The organism is Treponema denticola (genome assembly GCF_024181405.1).
Classification (GTDB): Bacteria; Spirochaetota; Spirochaetia; order Treponematales; family Treponemataceae; genus Treponema_B; species Treponema_B denticola_D.
In genome coordinates this window covers 1,011,793-1,033,378 of record NZ_CP051302.1, presented here as the reverse complement: position 1 = coordinate 1,033,378, position 21,586 = coordinate 1,011,793, and the positions used below count along the sequence as shown (strand labels likewise).

The 21,586-nt window shown below is 37.6% G+C and carries 21 protein-coding genes; 15 read left to right on the top strand and 6 right to left on the bottom strand.

What is annotated here, in order from left to right; all coding sequences use genetic code 11:
- Positions 1–27 precede the first annotated feature (27 nt).
- From HGJ18_RS04785 to HGJ18_RS04770, 4 genes are all read right to left on the bottom strand, one after another.
- Complete coding sequence (locus HGJ18_RS04785; RefSeq protein WP_253697955.1) at positions 28–1,068, bottom strand: OmpL47-type beta-barrel domain-containing protein; 1,041 nt, start codon at positions 1,066–1,068, stop codon at positions 28–30.
- A 39-nt stretch (positions 1,069–1,107) separates the two neighbouring features.
- A complete protein-coding gene (locus HGJ18_RS04780) occupies positions 1,108–1,608 on the bottom strand; it encodes an OmpA family protein (protein ID WP_253697954.1) in 501 nt (166 codons plus the stop codon).
- Between the two features lie 83 nt (positions 1,609–1,691).
- Complete coding sequence (dnaB, locus tag HGJ18_RS04775; RefSeq protein ID WP_002678416.1) at positions 1,692–3,029, bottom strand: replicative DNA helicase; 1,338 nt, start codon at positions 3,027–3,029, stop codon at positions 1,692–1,694.
- Positions 3,030–3,096: 67 nt separating this feature from the next.
- On the bottom strand, positions 3,097–3,525 hold the full coding sequence (locus HGJ18_RS04770) for a DUF2141 domain-containing protein (protein ID WP_253697953.1): 429 nt from the start codon (positions 3,523–3,525) through the stop codon (positions 3,097–3,099).
- Between the two features lie 152 nt (positions 3,526–3,677).
- Here HGJ18_RS04770 and HGJ18_RS04765 point away from each other — a divergent pair, with 152 nt between their 5' ends.
- From HGJ18_RS04765 to HGJ18_RS04750, 4 genes are all read left to right on the top strand, one after another.
- Positions 3,678–5,480: an alanine--tRNA ligase gene (locus HGJ18_RS04765; protein WP_253697952.1), complete on the top strand. Its 1,803-nt coding sequence runs from the start codon at positions 3,678–3,680 to the stop codon at positions 5,478–5,480.
- A 99-nt stretch (positions 5,481–5,579) separates the two neighbouring features.
- The gene (locus tag HGJ18_RS04760; protein WP_253697951.1) at positions 5,580–6,656 is read left to right on the top strand and encodes an MOSP complex formation periplasmic protein, TDE1658 family; all 1,077 of its coding nucleotides are present in this window, start codon (positions 5,580–5,582) and stop codon (positions 6,654–6,656) included.
- Between the two features lie 14 nt (positions 6,657–6,670).
- Positions 6,671–7,081, top strand: coding sequence for a transcription antitermination factor NusB (gene nusB, locus HGJ18_RS04755; RefSeq protein ID WP_002671009.1), 411 nt, complete (start codon positions 6,671–6,673; stop codon positions 7,079–7,081).
- A 9-nt stretch (positions 7,082–7,090) separates the two neighbouring features.
- Positions 7,091–8,752: a tetratricopeptide repeat protein gene (locus HGJ18_RS04750; RefSeq protein WP_253697950.1), complete on the top strand. Its 1,662-nt coding sequence runs from the start codon at positions 7,091–7,093 to the stop codon at positions 8,750–8,752.
- A 20-nt stretch (positions 8,753–8,772) separates the two neighbouring features.
- Here HGJ18_RS04750 and HGJ18_RS04745 read toward each other — a convergent pair whose 3' ends face one another.
- Positions 8,773–9,303 carry a putative signal transducing protein gene (locus HGJ18_RS04745; protein WP_253697949.1) on the bottom strand — a complete coding sequence of 177 codons (531 nt, stop codon included), beginning with the start codon at positions 9,301–9,303 and terminating at the stop codon, positions 8,773–8,775.
- Positions 9,304–9,351: 48 nt separating this feature from the next.
- Positions 9,352–11,889: a helicase-related protein gene (locus HGJ18_RS04740; protein WP_253698316.1), complete on the bottom strand. Its 2,538-nt coding sequence runs from the start codon at positions 11,887–11,889 to the stop codon at positions 9,352–9,354.
- 124 nt (positions 11,890–12,013) lie between these two features.
- Here HGJ18_RS04740 and HGJ18_RS04735 point away from each other — a divergent pair, with 124 nt between their 5' ends.
- The 11 genes from HGJ18_RS04735 (at position 12,014) to HGJ18_RS04685 (ending at position 21,462) form a co-directional block, all read left to right on the top strand.
- Positions 12,014–13,720, top strand: coding sequence for an ABC transporter ATP-binding protein (locus HGJ18_RS04735; RefSeq protein WP_301338932.1), 1,707 nt, complete (start codon positions 12,014–12,016; stop codon positions 13,718–13,720).
- Positions 13,707–15,374 (top strand): ATP-binding cassette domain-containing protein, encoded by a 1,668-nt coding sequence (locus tag HGJ18_RS04730; RefSeq protein ID WP_253697947.1) that lies wholly within the window; start codon positions 13,707–13,709, stop codon positions 15,372–15,374. Before HGJ18_RS04735 ends, HGJ18_RS04730 begins: the two co-directional genes overlap by 14 nt.
- A 125-nt stretch (positions 15,375–15,499) precedes the next feature.
- Positions 15,500–16,111: a biotin transporter BioY gene (locus HGJ18_RS04725; protein ID WP_253697946.1), complete on the top strand. Its 612-nt coding sequence runs from the start codon at positions 15,500–15,502 to the stop codon at positions 16,109–16,111.
- A gap of 3 nt (positions 16,112–16,114) precedes the next feature.
- Positions 16,115–16,855 carry an energy-coupling factor ABC transporter ATP-binding protein gene (locus tag HGJ18_RS04720; protein WP_253697945.1) on the top strand — a complete coding sequence of 247 codons (741 nt, stop codon included), beginning with the start codon at positions 16,115–16,117 and terminating at the stop codon, positions 16,853–16,855.
- Positions 16,846–17,442, top strand: a complete 597-nt coding sequence (locus HGJ18_RS04715) for a CbiQ family ECF transporter T component (protein WP_253697944.1) — start codon at positions 16,846–16,848, stop codon at positions 17,440–17,442. The genes HGJ18_RS04720 and HGJ18_RS04715 overlap by 10 nt, the downstream gene beginning before the upstream one ends.
- Positions 17,443–17,492: 50 nt before the next feature.
- Positions 17,493–17,747: a type II toxin-antitoxin system RelE family toxin gene (locus HGJ18_RS04710; protein ID WP_253697943.1), complete on the top strand. Its 255-nt coding sequence runs from the start codon at positions 17,493–17,495 to the stop codon at positions 17,745–17,747.
- Positions 17,731–18,078, top strand: a complete 348-nt coding sequence (locus tag HGJ18_RS04705; RefSeq protein ID WP_253697942.1) for a helix-turn-helix domain-containing protein — start codon at positions 17,731–17,733, stop codon at positions 18,076–18,078. Before HGJ18_RS04710 ends, HGJ18_RS04705 begins: the two co-directional genes overlap by 17 nt.
- A 102-nt stretch (positions 18,079–18,180) precedes the next feature.
- Positions 18,181–18,690 (top strand): peptide deformylase, encoded by a 510-nt coding sequence (def, locus tag HGJ18_RS04700; protein WP_253697941.1) that lies wholly within the window; start codon positions 18,181–18,183, stop codon positions 18,688–18,690.
- Positions 18,687–19,655, top strand: a complete 969-nt coding sequence (fmt, locus tag HGJ18_RS04695) for a methionyl-tRNA formyltransferase (protein ID WP_253697940.1) — start codon at positions 18,687–18,689, stop codon at positions 19,653–19,655. Before def ends, fmt begins: the two co-directional genes overlap by 4 nt.
- A gap of 26 nt (positions 19,656–19,681) precedes the next feature.
- On the top strand, positions 19,682–20,674 hold the full coding sequence (locus HGJ18_RS04690; RefSeq protein ID WP_002671025.1) for a PASTA domain-containing protein: 993 nt from the start codon (positions 19,682–19,684) through the stop codon (positions 20,672–20,674).
- A 71-nt stretch (positions 20,675–20,745) separates the two neighbouring features.
- Positions 20,746–21,462, top strand: coding sequence for a hypothetical protein (locus tag HGJ18_RS04685; protein ID WP_253697939.1), 717 nt, complete (start codon positions 20,746–20,748; stop codon positions 21,460–21,462).
- Positions 21,463–21,586 lie beyond the last annotated feature (124 nt).

Here is a 21,586-nt window from a genome sequence, read left to right as displayed (position 1 = left end):
CGATTTATCGGTGATGCCTCAATTTTTTTACTGGGCATTTGCGGGGGTTGTGGCCGGGAGAAGATTCCCGGTCCTGTCGATTATATCAACTTCCGAATTAGGTGTAATCTGATCAACATAGAATGTGTATAAGACAGGATCAGAAACATTGCCTACGTTATCGATAGCTTTAACTTCGATTTTGTAAACTGCATTTTGTGTAAATCTGATCGGTTCTACATACTTGGTATATTCTCCGTCATTTACTTTTACATAAATTGCATCAACGCCTGAAAGGTCGTCTTTTGCTGCAAATGAAACGGTTTCACTTGTAGAAACAATAACTCTGCCTTCTTCATCTACAACATTATTGCTGGGGAATACCATGTACTCCTCATCCTTGTTGATAAGACGGTTTGAATTTGCAATGCTTACAACGGGTGCTGTTCTGTCGATAGTAACTGCGAGTAACTTAATAGGAGCAAGGTTTCCTACATTGTCAATAGCTGTGTAATAAAGGTTTACGGGTCCTTCACCATCTAAAGAAACATAGGTCTGCTCCGACTCTTTTCCGTTTCCGGAAATTTTAAGAGAGTTAAGGTCCGTTCCCATGTAACCGGCTGCTACACCTGATCCTCCGACAATGTCGGCGGCAGAAACATACCACTTTGTATTTGATGAGCAATAAACTACTGCACCGTCATTGTACAAAGGTTCTGTTGTCTTGATCATTGTATCAGGAGCCGTATTGTCTACGATTACCGACAAGGTTTTGGGCAATTCCAGGTTTCCGCTGTTATCAAATCCTCTGTATGAAATATCATATTTTCCTTCTTCAAGAAGTTGGAAGGGGTTTTTGTATCTCATAAAGGCTGCTCCATTCAAGGCAAATTCTACAAAGTCAAGACCGGTTTCCTTATCGGCTGATCTTAGTTTAAAAAAGACATCACTGTTTACATAGTTGGAGCCTTCTTCAACATAGTGAATTGCGGGGCGGACATAGTCTGTTCCGACAATCGAAGGAGCCTGTGCCCAAGCTGAAACAACTAAAAGTGAACATACGGCTACGAAAAAAATTTTTTTAATCATTAGTTACCTCCAAAATGATTTTTTAAAGTTTCATAGTGTTTATTTAACACTGTGAATTTCTACTCTTCGGTTTTTTAAGCGGTCAGTAATCTCTGAATGGCTTCGGGCTGGTTCACGTGCTCCTTTACCTTCTACGATTATATTGTTCGCATCAAACAGCTTCATTTTTTGAAAATAGCTTGCAACAGCAATTGCCCGCTGTAATGCAATACGATCTTCATCCTTTTGTGAATCCAGTTTTGCACTGTGACCGTAAATGACGATTTTCTTTACATTTTTTGCTTTTAGATCTTCGCCTATTTCTTTTAGTATCTGTGCAGTAAACTGGTCGATTTGATAAGATTGCGGTGCAAAATATACTGTGTAATAATCATCAGACATATTTTTTTCATTTGCTTTCTTATCTGTTTCTTCCTTTACTACTTGTTCTTGAGTTTTTTCAGGTTCAGCCGGCTTTTCTTCTTTTTGCTTGGGAGCAGACTTACAGGAAAACATAAAAAGAACAGACAATAGTAAAAGTAATACTCTTACTTTTTTCAAAGAAACCTCCTTAAAATAATAATCATAGATATATTATCCTTCTTTTCCCGCCAATAGTCAAGAAGATTTTATCTTTTTATCTATCATTTTTCTTTAGCTTCGGTAACAAAGGTCGTATATTGGGATAAAAACAAGAGCGGAACTGTGCCTATGGGGCCGTTTCTTTGTTTTGCCAAAATGAGTTCGGTCGGAATAGGTTTTGCTTCATCTTCGCTTGTGTCGGCTCTTTCACGGTGTAAAAACATGACCACATCGGCATCCTGTTCAAGAGAACCCGATTCCCTTATATCGGCAAGCCCCGGTTTTTTCCCTTCGGCATCCCTTGTCAGCTGGGATAGGGCAACTACTGGAATATTCAGCTCTCTTGCCAGACTTTTTAGAGACCTTGAAATTTCGGCAATCTGTTCATGACGCGGTATGCTTGCATTTTCGCCTGTAATAAGGGTTATATAGTCTATAAAAATGATTTTTACGTTATATGGCGGACTGCAAAGCTGGCGGGCTATGGCTCTTAAATCCAAAAGCTTCATATTAGGCATATCCACAAGGTAAAACGGGGCTTCATAGAGCAGACCGCAGGTTTCGGATACCTTGCCGAAATCTCTGGCCGTTAGGTTTGCAGACCTTATTCTGTTCGAATTTATTTTTGCTCTTGAAGCTATCAAACGCTGTACCAGCTGCATATCCGACATTTCAAGAGAAAAAAAGGCTGTCGGAATTTTTTCGTCAATAGCAATGTGGGCTGCCATGGTCATGGCTAGGGCTGTTTTTCCTACGGAGGGACGGGCTCCTATTATTATAAATTCCGAATCCTGAAATCCATAGGTCATATTATCCAAATTACCGAAACCTGAAGGAACACCGGTGTATGCTCCCTTGCGTTCGTGTAGTTTTTGGAGAACCTCCAAAGTAGGCATTATTACCTCAGCCAAAGACTTAAAAGTCGCCGAATTTCCGGCTTCCGTAAGGTCAAATATGCTTTTTTGAGCTTCTTCCAAGACTGTTCGGCTTGATATGCTGTCATCAAATACATCTGCAGAAATTTTATTGGAAACTTTTAGCAAATTTCTTCTTATAGCTGCTTCCAACACGATTTTTGCATAAAATTCGTAGTTTGCAGAGCTTGGAACCTCATCCGTAAGCGATGCTATGTAGCTTGCCCCTCCGACTGAATCCAATTCATTTACCGAGCGAAGATAGTCTGTCAATATTAAAATATCCGCCTTTTGGGACTGGGTGTCTAATTCCGAAATAGCCTTATATATCTTTTGGTGCTGAGGAGAATAAAAAGCTGATGCATCTAAAATCGGTCTTACAAAGGTAAAGACATCAGGATCTATTAAAATAGCTCCCAAAACAGCCTTTTCTGCTTCCATATTGTGAGGCGGAAGCTTGTTTTTTAAATTTTTTACACTATCCATTAAAAAAGCCCTCTCAAGCGAGGGCATTTTAACAGATAGTAAGATTAAAATCTAGCCTAAAGAAAACTTAAATTTTAAAAAGTTTAATATCTACGCTTTTATTTTCTTTGATTTCTATTTTTAGCTTGTTAAATCCTCCGGGCCTTCCGCCCTTATGGTTGCCGTATCCTACAGGTTCCTTAGGCATGCCTAAAAAGTTTCTATCCAGCTTGTCGTTTTCGTTAATATCCTGATAAACAAAAAAAACATATTCTCCCTGAGGAAGTTTTTCAATTATTGTCATATCCTTACCGTCTACCTGAACGCTGACCGTCTTCAAAGGCTCCTTTTTCTTAAAAGATTGTGCATCTTGGTAAATACTCAAAAACAGCTTTCCTTCGATAGTTTCGATGTTGGTAATATTAAGAGTAACCTCGAATTCGATCTTTGTTTCTTCCGAATACAGGCTTGTAAAAACCGCAAAAAGAATCGTAAAAATAAAAATAATTTTTTTCATCTTGTTCTCCCGTACTTTTCTATTCGGCATTGGCAATATAAATCTTTACCCTATTAAAAAATGGGGTTATGCTTGTAAATTTTCCGTAAGTTATTAAATTTCATAATTAACATTCTTGACAATTTCTTTTTTATTCCTTAAAATGTTTCCCTATGAATAAAAATATTACGATTGATGAACTGCGTTCAAAATATATAGACTTTTTTAAAAGCAAGGGGCATGTGGAAATTTCGGGGAGGTCTCTTATCCCTGAAAATGACCCCACGGTCTTATTTACAACTGCCGGTATGCACCCGCTTGTCCCTTATTTAATGGGGGAGCCTCATCCTGCGGGAACCCGTTTAACCGATGTGCAAAAATGTGTGCGCACGGGCGATATAGATGATGTAGGGGATGCTTCTCACCTGACCTTTTTTGAAATGCTTGGAAACTGGTCTTTGGGAGATTATTTTAAAAAAGAATCAATCGCCTATAGCTTCGAATTTTTAACGGACGAAAAATATTTAGGGATTCCTATAGATAAACTTTCCTTTACTGTCTTTGAAGGAAATGAAGATGCTCCCCGTGATGATGAATCCGCTTCTATTTGGGAAAGTCTGGGTGTCTCTAAAGATAGAATTTTCTTTTTACCGAAAGAAGATAACTGGTGGGGCCCAGCCGGTGAAACAGGCCCTTGCGGTCCCGACACTGAAATTTTTATAGATACGGGAAAACCTGCCTGCGGTTCAAATTGCCGCCCAGGCTGTAACTGCGGTAAATATGTAGAAATATGGAACAATGTTTTTATGCAATATCATAAAAACATGGACGGATCATATTCTCCCTTAAAAAGAAAATGCGTAGATACGGGAATGGGGGTTGAACGAACAGTTGCCATGCTTCAGGGAAAGTCTTCCGTTTATAATACCGAAGCCTTTACCTCAATTATTAAATCTATCGAAGACATAAGCGGCGTAAAATACGGCGATAACGAAAAAACCGATACCTCTATCAGAATTATAGCCGACCATGTCCGAACAGCCTGCTTTATTTTGGGAGATCCGAAAACCACACTTCCGTCAAATATCGGGGCGGGCTATGTTTTAAGAAGGCTTATCAGAAGGGCCGTAAGGCACGGCAAAAAGCTCGGCATAGACGGCAACTTTTTATCCGTTCCGGCTTCTGCCGTTATAGCTCAAAATGCCGGTTTTTATACCGAACTAAAAGAAAATGAAACCTTAATTTTAACGGAACTTAAGGCCGAAGAAGATAAATTCCTTGAAACCTTAAAAAAAGGCGAGGCAGAATTCGAAAAAATGCTTCCTAACCTTTTAAAAAATCCTAAAAAGATTATTCCGGGAAGAATGGCCTTTAAACTCTATGATACCTACGGCTTTCCTATAGAATTAACGGAAGAACTTGCCTCCGAATCGGGCTTAACCGTAAACAGGGAAGAATTTGATGAGGCTTTTAAAAAGCATCAGGAGCTATCCAGAGCCGGAAGCGAACAGGTATTTAAGGGCGGTCTTGCCGACCATTCGGAGCAGACAACGGCCTATCATACGGCAACCCATCTTTTGCACAAGGCTTTAAGAATGGTTTTAGGCGATCATGTTCAGCAAAAAGGCTCGAATATAACGGCTGAAAGGCTCCGCTTCGACTTTTCTCATCCCGAGCCCATGACGGAGGCCGAAAAAAAAGAGGTTGAAAGGCTTGTAAATGAGGCTATAAAGGCCGATTTGCCCGTAACTATGGAAGTTATGCCTTTAGAAGAAGCAAAAAAAATAGGAGCGATGGCTCTTTTCGGCGAAAAATATGAAGATGTTGTTAAGGTATATAAAATAGGAGACTTTTCTACCGAGGTTTGCGGAGGCCCCCACGTTGAAAGAACAGGTTCTTTAGGTCGCTTTTGCATTAAAAAAGAACAGTCTTCTTCCTCAGGGGTCAGGCGAATAAGAGCTGTACTTGAACATTAAATGTAACTTATTGCCGTTCAATTTTGTTAATAGGGCGAAGGTCGGCTTTGCCTTCTTTAAAATATATCATCCCCATATGGGATAATAGATGAGGATAAAATGAAAAAGAACATTTTTATTGCAGTTATGTTAGTCGGTTTTTTGGGCCTTTTGTCTGCCCAAAATGATTTACAGGTTATTGCACAGGTAAATCTGTCAAAAAAGGAACCTATAACTCTTGGTCAGCTTAAAAAGCTTGTAAAATTTGCCGAATCTCAGGGCGGAAATATAGCTACAAATGATGATAAAAAGCTTGTTTTGGAAAGTTTAATGCGAACCAAGCTTTTGGTTCAAGCTGCCGAAAAAGAAAATATCAAGATTTCCAATTCCCAAGTTGATAACGCTTTTAACGATGTGCTTTCTCAATATGTAAAATATCCAATAACAGAGAGCGAATTCGCTAAATTGATAAAACAAAAAGAAAACATATCGCTTGACGAGTTTATGAAAAAACAAACAGGTTGTACTGTTGAAGAACTCAAAAAAATTATCAAAGATAATCTTATAATTCAAAACTATATAGCTTCAAAACATCAAGCAGAAATTGTAAAAATGGCAACACCTACAGACGCTCAGATACGTTCATACTATGAAATGAAAAAAGGTGAGTTGGTTCGTCCCGATATGGTCAAAATGCTTTTTGTCGCAGTAAAAAAAGAAGGTAAAGACAAGGAAGAAATAGATAAAATTAATGAATTGCACAAAAAGGTTAAGAAGAATATAAAAGAGATTGCAAATATCAAGAAAAATGCAGAAGCCGGTAATTACGTTGCCCAAGAAGGTTATATACCTAAAACGGCAGAGGGTGCTCAGTTGTTAAATGCTACTCCTGAAGCCTTAATGGAAATTTTCTCAAAAGATGTAAACTATATATTCGATATACAGGATAGGGTAGACAGCAGACAGTTTTTTGTTATAACGGAAAAGCTTAATGCCAAAATTTTAACTTTAAGTGATGTCCCTGATCCCTCATCTACAGTTACGCTTTATGATCAGATAAAAGCCCTTCTTTCTCAGGGACTTGCACTAAATGCTATTCAATCTATCATTCAAACTACATATGAAAGTTTACGCACCGATGATAATTGCAAGATATTAAAAAGCGATGCTGAACTTGATAAACTTCTTAAGTGGTAATCGATAGATTTTAAATGAGTGTAGGCAGACGCAGAGGACGGATTCTCGCTTTTCAAGCCCTTGTTGCTTGGGATGTTGGAGGAGCCGTCCTTGACGATTTATTGAATTTCTCTTGGCAAAATGAAGACTCTATAAAGGATCCCAATAGCTATCTCTTTCCTAAAATGATGGTCTTGGGGACAATCGAAAATATAACCGAAATAGATAAGGTAATTCAGGAAAATCTGGATAACTGGGTTATAGATCGGCTTAATTCGGTTGATAAGGCAATTTTAAGATTGAGTGTCTATTCTCTTATATATCAAAAAGATACCCCTCCGCCCATTGTAATAGATGAGGCTATAAATTTGGCCAAAGATTTCGGTACCGATGATTCCTATAAATTTGTAAATGCGGTACTTGACAGTATTAAAAATAAGTCTTAAAATTTAAAAATGCGGCGGCTAAAGACAGTTTTTATTCTTTTTATAGCTTTTTTATTTTTTTCTTGTTCGGGCAAAACTAATGAACAAGCTTTTTTTAAAGAACTTTCCAAGATTGATCTTCAAATAGCGGAAGGTTATCAGGCTAAGGCTTTGAAGAGTTTAAAACGTCTTCAAAAAAAGGCCGTAAATTCTACAAATTATGTAAGTATTGTCAAACGGCAATTAAAACTTAATTCTATTCCCGATGCCTTAATCTCTCTTCAAACGGGCATAAAGAATTTTCCTGATTCACCGGAGCTTTCTGCCTTATTAACTTCAATTCTTATTGATTCAGGAAAGCCGGCTGAAGCCCTGCCTTATTGTGAAAAATTAAAAGATACGCCTTATGCTTCATTGGGTGCCGAAGCCTCTATTTTATCCGATATCGCCTTAAATTCCTTTAATTCCGATTTTAGTCTTTTAAAAGCAGCTTACGATAAAACTGAAAATCAAGTTTTTTTAAAGAATGCCGCTATTGTCTTGGCAGCTAAGGGCCGTTTAAGGGAGGCTTCTCATTTACGCTATAATATTCCGAATGATGTTGCTCCTGAGCATCCTTTTTTTTGGAGCTGTATTGTTTACGACCTCGGTGTCTTCGATTCTATTTTCGGCGATTTATATTTTTCTCTTGTTTATGCGGATAAAGACGGAGGCGAAGGTAAAACGGCTGAAAATGCACGGCTTCATCTTATGCTTGCTGCCGATGCAGCCTTCGGGCAAGGAGATACGGAAAGGGCTAGGGCCTTTTGGCAGGCTGCGGCCGATAGAAGTCCCGAAGCTTCTCCCATAGTATTTTATGATTTGGCTCTTACGGCTCCTGATGAAAAAGAGCGTGTAGATCTTTTAATAGAATGTATAGATTTATATCCCGGCTTTTATCCCGTTATAGCCCGCTATGTCCGTGAAGATATTGCTTTACGCGAATTAAATTCGCAAGACGAGCTTAGTGCCTATCTTGAATCTAAGGGCTTTTATTCAATGAAGATGGAAGAAACTTATTTTACCTCTCCCAAGATGACATATAAGCCTGAAGACCTTTTAGCAAGGGCTATGAAGACTCCGAATTTTGACCAAAGGTTTATTTTAGAAGAATTTAGATACAATCAAATAACGGATAAAACCTATGCTTCCAAAGCAAGGGGCAAGGCCGATATGTGGAAGATTCTTGAAAAATACGGCAAGGAGTCCATTATCAGAGAATATGCAAAATGGTACTTTGCTCAATCAGGAGATTTTAATGCTTGTCTTAGCGTTAGTGAAATAGGAAAACGATATGAAGATTCTTTTTATGCAGGAATAAATTCGGCTTTGAGCGGAGACTTTGAAAATGCCGTATCTTCTTTTGCGGCTTCTGCACAACTTCCTGCCTATGCTTATGCTTCTACGGTAAATTCCGCCTATATGTATTATATGTCCGGCAAAACCGAAGAGGCTGTAAATGCCTACAGCCTTGCCGTATCAATGACTCAGGATAAAAAAAGACAAAGTATGCTGCACTATGAGATTGCTTCAATCTTTTATGAAAGAAAGGCTTATGATAGGGCTATAAGTGTCTTAGGCTATGCCTTGGAATTAAATCCTAAAAACTATCAGGCGGCCTCCCTATTAAAAAAAATAAAAGAGCTTAATTAATCGTTTTCGAGTTAAAAGGATTAATCTTCTTCTTCAAGTTTAAAAACCACTATACCTGAAGTTTCATGTTTTTCCGGTATAAAACTTGATGCAAATAAAACGGTAATTACAGCTCCCATTTTATCCGCCATTCCTGAAACCTTTCCGGATAAACGCTTGTTTTCTGCATATTCTTTTACGATTTTAAATGCATCATCATAATCTTCACGAAGAATATAAAAGTCGGTATGGTTAAAGCCGGTAACACCGTATCCTACAAGAACCGAAGCTACATGTTCATTTTCAACACGGTATGGAATATGTTCACTTTGAAATAATGATTTTATCATCATTAAGTCTTCTTGATAGAACAAGTGCATAAATTTGACGACCTTTTTTCCCGATTGGACAGCTTCAAAAAAAGCATCTTCCATTTCAACTACATCATCTAAGGCTTCATCTTCTGCAGCAGTTCCGTCGTTTAATTTAACCCCTTCCGAATTTTCTTTCCACGATTTTTTTAAAAATAAAAACACAAAAATACCGCTCAAAACAAAAACTAACCACCACATAAGCACCTCCAATTAACGCCTCTAAAAACTTCAGTTTTAGAAACTTCTTTAAATCATCTTATTCATTTTTCCGTAGATAGTGCGGACTATTATTTTTTGGTCTTCATTAAAATTTTCTCCTGCAAGGTCAATCAAGCTTTGAAGGGATACAAGGCTTTCGTGTAAGGCCGTATGAAAACCTCTTGAGGTTTTAAACCAAAAATGTCCTGTACCGTCACAAAAGAGGGTTATAAAGCCCAGCTGCTTTGTAGTCTTTTTTGCTATTGTAGTTCTAAATAAGAGGTTTAAGGAATTTACAAGGGCTTCCAAATCTTCTTCAATAAAATAATTTTTATTTTTGTCAAAGCGCTTTTCATCTTCGGTTTTTTCTATCTGTTCGATATTAAAATTATTTACCACATTTAAAATTAAGTCCATCTTTTCGCCTGAGAGGAGCTCGCTTTTGTTGATTTCTATTTTTCCCCTCAAGCCCTTTAATTGCTCCAAGGCTCCGTTTTGATTTTCTTCACTGTATTTTTTGCGGAGAGCCTCGGCCGTAACCTTAAATTCTTTCCAAGGAAGAATGAGATGCTTTTTGCCCTTTATTTTTTTGATAAGATAGCGAGTTCCCTCGATAAGAACGCTTTCTTCTTCCGGCTTCTTCTTTTCTTCTTTTTGTTCTGTCCTGTGTTCGTCTTTTTCTTTTTTTGACCCTTTATCCTTCCTTTCTAAAAGGGCAGGGGCAACCTCTTCAATTATCTTTTTTGAAAGAGGAGAAACCGACATGGCATACATGCGCGAAGTTCTAACTATTTCGCCTGCAACTATAAACTGTTCTTTTTCCTTGTACATGCAGGAGCCGGGGTGGATAAAAATCTTTTCTGTTGTGAGGGAGCGGTAAGAGTCCCTTCCCTGAGCCGAGCATACAAACTGAATCATTCCCTTGGCTATAGCCGTAAGGTAGTGTTCCATTTTTCCGCCCGAAAGAATCGGAACACCTATATCCGAAACTATGAGTTCAAGTTGTTCTTTTATATTGGCTATTTCAGCCATTACTCTGTCATCGAGATAGTGAATTTTACAAAACCTTTCTTTATCGAGGGCTTGAGAATACATTCTAAAAACCTTTAAAAACGAAGCAAAGTCTCCGAGGGGTTCATCAAAAAGGGCGTGAGCCTTGCGGGCTTCGATTTCTTCGCCTTCAGGGAAGATGACGGGGCTCCGTGCCGATAAAAAGGCCGCAGCGATTAAAACCTCTTCTACAAGGTCGGGGTATCTTGTAATTGCTTCAACTATGATTCGGGATTGCCTTGGAGCTAAAGGGAAAAGACACATCATCTTTCCTATGCTGCTTAAAGAGCGGTCGCTTTCTAGGGCATCGAGCATGTTTAAGGTGTCTATGGCTCCTATTATGCCCTTTTTTCCCGGAGGCGAAATAAAATCGAAATTTTCAAAGTCGAGAATTCCCAGTTCCGCCATACGCATAACAACCTCTGATAGGTCTGTACGGTAGATTTCTTCGAGGGTATAAAGCTGCCTTGTTTCAAAGTCCTTGCGGGTGTAAAGGCGGTAGCATACGCCTTCCTGAGTTCTTCCGGCTCTGCCTCGTCTTTGATTACATGAGGCCTTAGATATTAGGGTTTCATCCAAACTTGAGGTAAAGGTAAAAGGATTATAAAAGTTAAGTTTTGCAAGCCCCGAGTCTATAACGGCAGCAATGTCATTTATCGTTATGGATGTTTCCGCTATGTTTGTCGATATAACAATCTTCTTTTTCCCAAATGGCGGGGATTTAAAAACTCTTTCTTGTTCTTCTTTGCTTAAACGGCCGTAAAGGGGGAGGATAAAAAGTTTTCTGTACCACGGTTCTTTTGACAGCCTTTCAATGCAGTCCTTGATGGCTCTTTCCCCCGGAAGAAAAACCAGAATGGCACCGCTCCGTCCTTCACTTAAAATGCGGCCTACAATCGAGGCTATCTTGTCCATCAAGGCCGTTTCCGCTTCTTGGGTATCGGTAGAAGCCTTAACCGCAGGGGGGTCAAAGATCAGGGTAACGGGGTAGGTGATGGCATCGATTTTGATTACGGGGCATCCGTCAAAGTACATCGAAAATAGATCGGTATTTATTGTGGCCGACGAAATTATAACCTTAAAATCTTTTCGTTCCGTTATTATCCGTTTTAAAAGTCCCAATATAAAGTCTATATTTAAGCTACGCTCATGAGCCTCATCGACCAAGATTACGGAATACTTGCTGAGCCAAGGATCCAGTTTCAGTTCCTGTAAAAGAATGCCGTCTGTCATTATTTTTATCTTCGTATCGTTTGAAGTCTTATCTTCAAACCTCATCTTATATCCGACAAGGCCGGGCATCGGCTCTTTAAGCTGTTTTGAAATAAATTCGCTCACCGAAAGGGCTGCAATACGCCTCGGCTGGGTAACGCCTATCATACCTGAACGGCTGTAGCCTGCTTCATGTAAAATAACCGGCAGCTGGGTAGTCTTGCCTGAACCCGTAGGGCTTTCTACAACGATTACCTGATTGTGCTCAAGCATTTCCAATATTCTGTCTTTTTGTTCGTATACCGGTAGATTTTTATATTTCATATCGTGAGTATTATAGCTTATTTTGTAGGAGGCTTCAAGTATGGGAGAATAGACTTGACAACGTATTTTCAACATGATAGACTATTTGCAAGTATGTATATTTAAAACTAATTTAAGGATATTTATGATCATGACACCACATAAATCGTTTATTTCGTACTTTAAAAAATTTTTATTTAGGCATAAAATACTTTTTGCGAGTTTATGTTTATTCTTTTTTTCTCATATTGGGCTTACTTTGTACATACCTCAGCTTTTTCAAAAGTTTATAGACGGAGTTTCAGGCGGACTTGGGACAAAAAGCATTTTAGTAATTGCTCTTTTTTATTTGGGGTTTGTTTTTTTTGTAGAGGTTTTAAATACTTTCCGCAATTTTTTTATGCAAAAGCTTTCTTGGAGTTTAACTAAAGCACTGCGTTCCGATATGCTAAAAAATTTTTTGCAATTGGATATGGGGTTTTATCATAATAATCCTGTCGGCGAATTGGTAGAATGTGTTGAAGGCGATGTATTAATTCTTTCAAATAATATTTCTACTTTTGTACTTGATATAATTTCGAATATTATTATTCTATCGGGAATTTTAATAATTGTTTTTTTTAATTCCGTTCTATTAGGATGTATTTTTGTTCTTTGTTCCGTTATCAGTATTATTATGATGTTGCGTCAATCTAAAAAAGATACTAGTTCTCTTGAAACTGTGCGAAAAAACATGGCAGAGGTAAATGCCCTTGTTACGGAAAGTATTACAGGACGAGAAGAGCTTCACAGCTTAAACGCAAAAGGTAAAATCCTTGCAAACTCAGACAGCTTACACGATACATCTTTTAAAAATGAAAAAAAATTTTATAGACTTTTTACTTTTACGATGATGTTAAGCCAAGCCATAACATTTATTGAAAAATCCTGTTTGGTTGTGATCTTGTTTTATTTACTAAAAGATGCGAAGCTAAGCCTCGGTCAGACTTTTATGTTATATAATTATTTTGTGCTTTTAGAATGGCCGCTTGAAATGCTCGCTCAAAATGCAACTACATTTCAAGGGCTTGGTGCAAGGATAAATAGGGTTTTTAAATTATACATTGAAAAGCCACATATTTCTTTCGGGAATAAAACTCTCGATGATAAAACATACAGTGTCGAGTTTAAAAATGTTTCCTTTGCTTATGATGAGCGGGATTTGATTTTAGATAATTTAAGTTTTAAAATAAATGCAGGAGATCATTGTGCTTTACAGGGAAGAACGGGAAGCGGAAAATCAACTCTCGTAAAGCTTTTATTAAAGCTTTACGAACCTCAGTCCGGAGAAATTTTATTAAACGGTGTTCCATTAAATGAGTTCAGTCAAAAATCGCTTGCTGAAAATATCGAATATGTTAGTCAGAGTATTGTTCTTTTTTATGCAAGTATTCGGGATAATATCCGAATGTTTGACCAAAGCATTTCCGATGAGCAAATAAAAGAAGCTTTAAAGAAAAGCGGAATGTATGAAAAGATTATGGCTCTACCGGGAGGCTTAGATTATATTTGTGAAGACGGAGCGGCAAATTTTTCCGGTGGAGAAACTCAGCTTTTAGCTTGTGCGAGATTATTCTTAAAACAAAGTAAAATTATTATTTTGGACGAGTCCACTGCAAAACTTGATAACACTGAGCAGGAAAAAATTCAGCTTGCATTTAATGAGCTTATAGAAAACAAAACGGCAATTATAATTGCCCACAGAACTGAAACTTTAGAAAAAACAAATGTAAAATTTTTATTGGAGAATGGAAAATTATTTCAAGGAGAAAAAGCTAACCTCTCCGAAGGAGGAGCAAATGAAACAAATTAAACCGGAATCCTTATTATCAGTCAACTTAAAAGTTATAAAACGGCATCCGTTTTTTTTCTTGGCGGCAATGGTCTCGGCTTTTTTGCTTCAGTTTACCTCCGGGTTGTTTCCTGCATTTATCGAAAAGCAAATGTTTTCTCTTTTTGAAAATAAAATTGATTTGCCATTGGGTGTTTGGTTTATTATTATTTTGATGGCGACCGGATTTTTGTTTACAGCTTTTGCATATATAACTATGAATATAGGTTGGCTTTTTAGAACAAAAATAAAAAAACTTTTTGTAAACAAAATGCTTCGGGCAATTATATTACAACCGAAAGAGTTTTATACTTCGGAAGCAATCGGGGAAACCGCTTATAAATTCCGTGAAGATATAGATCAACTTTCTTCTTTACTCACAGGATCTTTTCCGCATTTTTCTACATCGCTAGTCGTTGCTATAGTAACAGTTGTGTTAATGTTTTCCGTTAATGTAACTTTTACATTTATTGCTCTCTTTTTAATTGCTTTTAATATTGGGATTATTACTTTGCTGCTTCCAAAGGTAGAACGCTGGCGTGAAAACAGCCTCAAAGCGGCCGCGGCAACTTCAGGTTTTTTAACGACTGCATTACAATCCGCCCAAGAAATAAAAACCGATTATAAAAATCAAAACTTTATCGATGCTTATTTTGATATAAATCAAAAAGCTGCAAAAGCCGCTCTTCAGGAAAATATCGGCAGCTCTTTAATTAAATCACTTTTTAGATTAGGGCATCAGCTGATTACTTCGGCAATGTTGATTTTTATTGCTTTAAACATCGAGACTATTAGTTTTTCTGTGGGAGATCTTGCGTTTTTTATCAGCTTATCTGTTTCACTTTCTAACTTTGCATCTTCCGTTTCGGATTTTTTTGTGAGCGTAAAACAAACAAAAATTTCTTTGGAGCGTGTTCAAGATATTTATACAAAAGCTAAAAACGAGGATGAACAGCTTGATATAAAAAGTCCGCAAGAATATAATATCGAGTCCATTGTTGTAAAAAATCTTTGTGTGGAGTATCCCGAGAGCAATTTCAAAATAGAAAAATCGTTCGACATTTACGGCGGGGAGTATTATTTTATTACAGGAGCCGTTGCTTCGGGAAAAAGCTCCGTGATAAAGTCCATGCTGGGAATTACTAAAAAAACCGGCGGTGAAATAATCTTAAATGGAAAAATAATAGAAAAACCCGAGGCGATTTTTGTTTCGCCCCTTGCCGTTTATATTCCGCCGACCCCGCAAATTTTTAACGCAAGCTTGCGTGAAAATCTTTTACTTGGTGTCAGCTCTGAAACGGAAGGAAAGATTACCGAAGCGGAAATCCAAAAAGTTTTAAGAATTACCCGCTTAGACAAAGATTTGGAAACCATGCCCAAGGGCTTGGAAACAAAAGTCGGTAACTTAACGGGAGGCGTTTCAGGCGGACAAACCCAACGCATTGGAATTGCAAGGGCTCTTTTATGTAGGAGTAAACTCATAGTTTTAGACGATTGCTTTACAGCCGTTGATTCCGGGCTCGCAGGCGAAATTCGCAAAGACATCGCCGCTCTCGGTGATTTAACGGTAATCGAAATAAGCAATCGCAAACCAAATCTTGAAATGATTCCGAGGATAAAACAGCTTGAGTTTTAGACTGACAAAATATTTTAAACCGAATCGCTTAGATTTAACTTGAGGCAATGCGGGGGCTTGACATAGGCTTCTTAAATTGTTACCCTGTTTTATTATTATGGTTATCAATTTGATTTGGAGAAAATATGAGCTCAAATTTTAAACTATCGATTATGCCGATTTTTGTTCCGCTTTTTGCTGCCTTTATTGCCGTAAGCGGGTTTATAGCCTTTCCTCTTCCCGGAACTCCCGTTCCCATAGTGCTTCAAAACATGATGCCTATTTTGGCATCGGGGCTTTTAGGGGGGCTTTACGGGACTGCTTCAACAGCTCTTTTTTTGATTGCAGGTTTACTCGGTCTTCCCGTTTTTTCGGGCGGAAGAGGGGGGCTTGCCCATCTTTTGGGGCCTACGGGAGGCTTTTTAATCGGCTATCTTGCGGCAGCAGCTTTTTTGATTATTTTTTTTAGAAAGCCCGGAGAAAAAGACCTTGCTTTAGTTTCTTCAGGTAAAAATAAGAGCATTAAGTTAATAAACTATTTAAAAATAATTGCAGCCTCTTTTTCGGGCTTTGCTCTTATTTATGTTTTTGGGATAACAAGATTTATGCAGCTTACAAACAGGGGGCTTTTTGAATCCTTGAGCCTTGCCTGTATTCCTTATTTGCCGGGGGATTTTATTAAGATGATATTGGTTTCCGCTTTAATTTATAAGTTGCGTCCCGTTACGGCAAGATATTTTTTAGAGGTTTCTTCTTAAACTATGAAAGAAGAAATTATAAGCTTAAAAAATATAAGCAAGACATTTGTTCAAAGCTCTTTTGACGGAACGGTTAATTTTAAGGCCTTGGACGAAATTTCTTTGAGCGTTTTTAAGGGCGAGAGCCTTCTTATTTCGGGAGCTAACGGTTCGGGAAAAACCCTTCTTATGTCGATTATTGCAGGGCTTATAAGGCCATCATCGGGGCTTGTAGATGTAAAAGAAAGATGTGGCATAGTTTTTCAGGATTCAGACTTGCAGATATTGGGAGAAACACCTGAAGAAGATATTTTGTTTGGGTTAAAGAATATAAAACTTCCGCCGGAAGAAAGAAAAAAAAGATTGGAAGAAGCCTTGGAAAAAACAGGCTTAAAGGATAAGCGGTATTATTCTTCCCGTTCCTTATCGGGAGGAGAAAAGAGGCGGCTTTGCGTTGCAGGAATTTTGGCGATGAAGTTTCCCGTAATCATCTTTGATGAGCCCTATGCAAATTTGGATTATGAGGGGGTAGTGCAGGTTAATTCCATTATTAAAAAATTAAAGGCTGAAAACTATACCATCCTTCTTTTAAGCCATGAGCTTGAAAAATGCTATGCCCTTGCCGATAGGTTTTTAGTTCTCCATAGGGGTAAAAAGGTTTTTGACGGGACTGCGGAAGAGGGTTTAGGACAAAACCTAAAAGAATGGAGTATAAGGCCTCCTCTTACTTCATACACAAAAAGGGAGGATTTAATTTGGATATAAGGCCATTATTTTCTTACAGAAGGGGAACGAGCTTTTTACATAGGATGTCCCCCCTTTTAAAATTGTTTTTTCTTTTCGGCTTTACAGCCATAATTTTTTTCTTTCCTAATTATGTTTTCTTTTATTCGGTCTTTTTTGTTTTTTTTGCCCGTTTTATAGGTTTTTCGTTTTTAGAGCAATTACTGGATTTAAAACCGATCCTGCCTTATTGCCTGCTTCTTGTAAGCCTCCATGTTTTTTCGGTTTTTATAAAAACGGAAACCGATATAAAAGATTTGGCCTTTCTTATTTTAAAACTTGTCTGCCTTATGCAGATAAGCTCCCTTTTTTTTAATACCACAAGCTCTCGCCAATTAAAAGAGGCTCTGGAAAAAATGTTACCCTTTAAGCTTGCCGTTTTGTTTTCCCTTTTTTTGTTTTTTATTCCTCTTTTGTTTTCTATTTGGACAAAGCTGGATTACTCTTGGAAGGCAAGGGGCGGTAAAAAAGGTCTTTTAAAAATTTTTAAACTTTTTCCGATCTTTATTTCCGAATCCCTTTATAAGGGGCAGAAACTGATGTATGCACTGCGAAACCGATCAGAATAAATTGAAAAAAAATAATTGACAAAAGCTTATAATTATCTTATAATAAAATAATGGTATCGATTAGGTGGAGCCGAAAAGCGTCAAAACAACTTAACAAAATACAAAAAGCTGATAAAAAGCAAATTCTTGAAGCTGTTGATACATTATCCGGATTTCCGTATGTTTTAAATGTAAAAGCATTAAGTAATCATAAATACGATTATCGATTGCGTGTCGGTAGATATAGGATTCTATTTAATCACATTGAAAAAATACATATATTATCAATCGAGGAGGTGAAAAAAAGAGATGACAACACTTATTGATGTTCAGTTTATCGCAGGAAAGGACGGAAAACCGGAATATGCGGTTATCCCTTTTAAAGCTTTTCAAACATTATGTAATCATAAGGTAAGAGAATTTAACGAAAAAGAAACAATTCCGCATGAAGTAATAAAAAAAATACATTTGGAAGATATGAGTTCCATTCAGGCATGGCGTGAATACTTAAACCTTACACAGACTGAAATTGCCGAAAAAATGGGGATAAGCCAAGCAGCCTATAGTCAGATGGAAACATCCAAAAAGAATCGAAGAGCAACACTGGAAAAAATAGCCCAAGCTATGAATATTGACTATTTGCAATTACGAATATGATTTTTATACATTATATAAATTTAACACAATTAAATTCGTATTTTATGCCAAAATTTACAGCATAGTTGACGGTGCAGCCCTTATTTTGTATAATTATACCCTATGAAAGTATTACATTTAGGCGAAGAAACTTTGAGGGAAGTATCCAAACCTGTTGAAAAAATAGATGAAAATATTAAAAGCTTAATCGACGAAATGTTTGTTACCGTAAAAAAAGAAAACGGTATAGGCTTGGCGGCTCCGCAAGTAGGAGAAAACATAAGACTTTTTATCGTATTTATAAACGAACAAAAATATGTTTTTATAAACCCTGAAATTATCGAAACGTCTCAGGAAATGTGTTTGATGGAAGAGGGCTGTTTGAGCATACCTAAGGTCTATGATGAAGTTATGAGGCCTTCAACCGTAAAGATGCAGTTTTTAAACATTGACGGCAAAATAAAGACCATTGAGGCCTCAGGACTTCTTGCCAGAGTTATTCAGCATGAAAATGACCACTTAAACGGAATTCTTTTTATAGACCGTTTAAGCGAAGAAAAAAAGGCCGAAGCTATCGAAAAGTTTGAGCATAAAAAGGCTCTTTTTTCAAAAAAGAGGATCCGCCTGAGATGAGAATCCTTTTTGCGGGAACTCCTTCCTGTGCCGTACCTGCCTTAAACCTGATAGCTCGCGAATTTGACCTTTGCGGAGTATTGACAAATCCTCCGGCTCCGGCAGGGCGGAATAAAAAGATGCAGGATTCCGACACGGCTCTTGCAGTAAAGGAGCTTATAAAAGAAGGTGTTTTACCGGAAAACTTTCCTGTTTTGACACCTCAAAAACTTGATGATAATTCTAGAAAAGAACTTGAGGCTTTAAAACCGGAGCTTTTGGTTTGTTTTGCCTACGGTAAAATTTTCGGGCCTAAGACTATGGCTCTTTTTCCGCTGGGCGGAATAAATATTCATCCCTCTCTTTTACCAAGGTGGAGGGGGCCGGCTCCTGTTCCTGCGGCCATCTTGGCGGGAGATAAACTTACCGGAATTACGATTCAGACCCTTGCTCAAAAAACGGATTGCGGAAGTATTTTGGGACAGCTTGAAATTCCCTTACATGATTCCGAAACAACGGAAAGCCTTTTAGCCGATTGTTCCGATAAGTGCTGCCCGCTTTTACGTGATGTGCTTTCGGATTTTGAAAACAAATTAAAGCAGGCAAGGCCCCAGGAAGAGGCTAAAGCTCTTTATTGCTCAATGTTAAAAAAAGAAGACGGGCTTATAGATTGGTCAAAGCCGGCTGAAGAAATTGAAAGAAAAATAAGGGCATTTACCCCATGGCCGGGCTGCTTTACCTTTAAAAACAGCGAAAAAATAAGCATAATTGAAGCTAATTTATATGAAGATGCTTCAAATGAAATGACAAAAAATAAAAAATTTGGTACAATACTGGGTACCGATAAGAAATGCGGTATTTTAATTCAAACAGGAAATGGAATACTCGCTGTTTCGGTATTACAAAAGCAGGCAAAAAAAAAGCTTGAATGGAAGGATTTTTTAAACGGCTCTCCGGATTTTTTGGAAGGCGGTTTTGAAACATAAATTTTAAAATATGGATGGTGGAATAAATGGGTCTTGGTGATATTGCAGACAGCATAGAAAGTAACGGAAAAGTGATAGTTATTACTTCTTTAGTAATGCTTGTGTTTTTTATTATTGTTTCTACAATCGTGTTTTTTATGTCGGTAAAAACGGCCGATCAAGTTTTAGTTCCTAATATCGAAGGCGAAAAATTTGAAGATGCGGTTCTTAAACTACAGGTTAAAGAACTCTATCCTCGTCTTCAGTTAAGATTTTCGGATAATACCGAAGATGCAGGGACGGTTTTAGAGCAAAGCCCTCCTGCAGGAACTATCGTTAAAGCCGGAAAAAGAATAACTGTCACTGTAAGCAGCGGTGCCGTTCTTGACAGAGTAGAAAATTATGTGGGAAAAACCTTATCGGAGGTTCAACAGCATTTTGCCTCTCTTTTTACTTCAGGCCGTAAACAGTTGATTTCGATAAAAGAACCGATTATGTACAAATCAAGTTCAATTCCTGCCGGTACGATTTTGGAGCAAAATCCCGCTCCGGATACAAAGATATCCGAAGGCGTTTTTATTGAATTTATTGTAAGCAAGGGCCCTGAAAATGAGAAGGTTTCCGTTCCAAACATGGAAGGACTTAAACTTGACGATATTTATTCTGCAATAGCTCAAAGTAAAATTTCATTTGTAATAAAAGCCGAAGTCAATTCTTCTCTTGATGCCCCGGTTGTTGTCAGTCAAAGCCAGCCGGCAGATTCCTCTATAGATGCTTACTCTCAAATAGAATTAGGTATGCAATTCCCCGATTCTACCGAAAAAATGGTTTACGGTGTTTATTCGCCTGCTTTACCTAAATATCCTTATCCGGTAAAAGTTACGGTTGATGCCGTATATCCTGATGGAAAGAGAAAGGAGCTTGTAAGTTTTAACCATCAGGGAGGAAAATGCAGCATTCCTTACGGTCTTCCCCAAGGAACGGTTCTTGTTCTTACCGTATTAAACAAACAGGTTCAAATGTTTGAAGTAAAGCAATAGGTTGTAACTAAGATAGAATTCATATTGTTTAGAGTTTGTATTCTATAATAAATAAATTAAGGAGACATAAAATGAATAGAAAAATTTTGAGTATTTTAAGTGCCTTTATGTTTTTGATTGTTTTGGGTTCATGTAAAACAGCACCCAGAAATGATCCTAATTTTTTAGGTGACTTTTCTCCTATAGATTTAGGAACACTTATCGGAGGTTCAGTTAAGAGGACAAAGGAGGAGATAAAACCTACCGAATTTAAATTTACTTTTTACCCACGCACAAATATTGTATCTATTGAGCATAAATTTATGGTTGATAAGGTTGAAGTTTTTTTGGATCAAGCTGATAGAGAAATATTGATTAAGTCAATGGAAACTTATCTGTCTTCTTATAACGATAGAAATTTGAGTGCCGCTAACGCTAAAAGAAAAGCTTTTTTCGGGAAGACAAAGGTCTATATGACTTGGGGACTTTTCGGAGGCGGAGCACATGAGGCAGAACCGACATTGAGGGCTGAATATCAATTATTATCGGAAAATAAACCTTATTTTATATTAGGTAATGCAACAACAAAGGCTATAGGGGAAAGAGATGATGCAAGCTGTCCGGCTTTACGATTGGCATTTTCTCCAGCCCAATGTGAAGACCTTATTGAGCTTTTAAAACAAGATAATCTTGTTAAAATTGTAGAAGGTATGCAAAAGGACTTTGATCGTTTTGAACCTTCAAATAAAACTGAAAGCAGACGCAAAGAAAATACGGAAAAAGATAAGGTAAACTATGACGGTTTTTAACATAAAATAAACCGCAAAGGTTAAGAAGAGCGCAAAGAATTTTTTAGGGTGTTTTTTAATCAATTATTATTCTTTGCGCTCTTGTGGGGTAATTTTATAATATAATAATTTAGTATAAAGACTT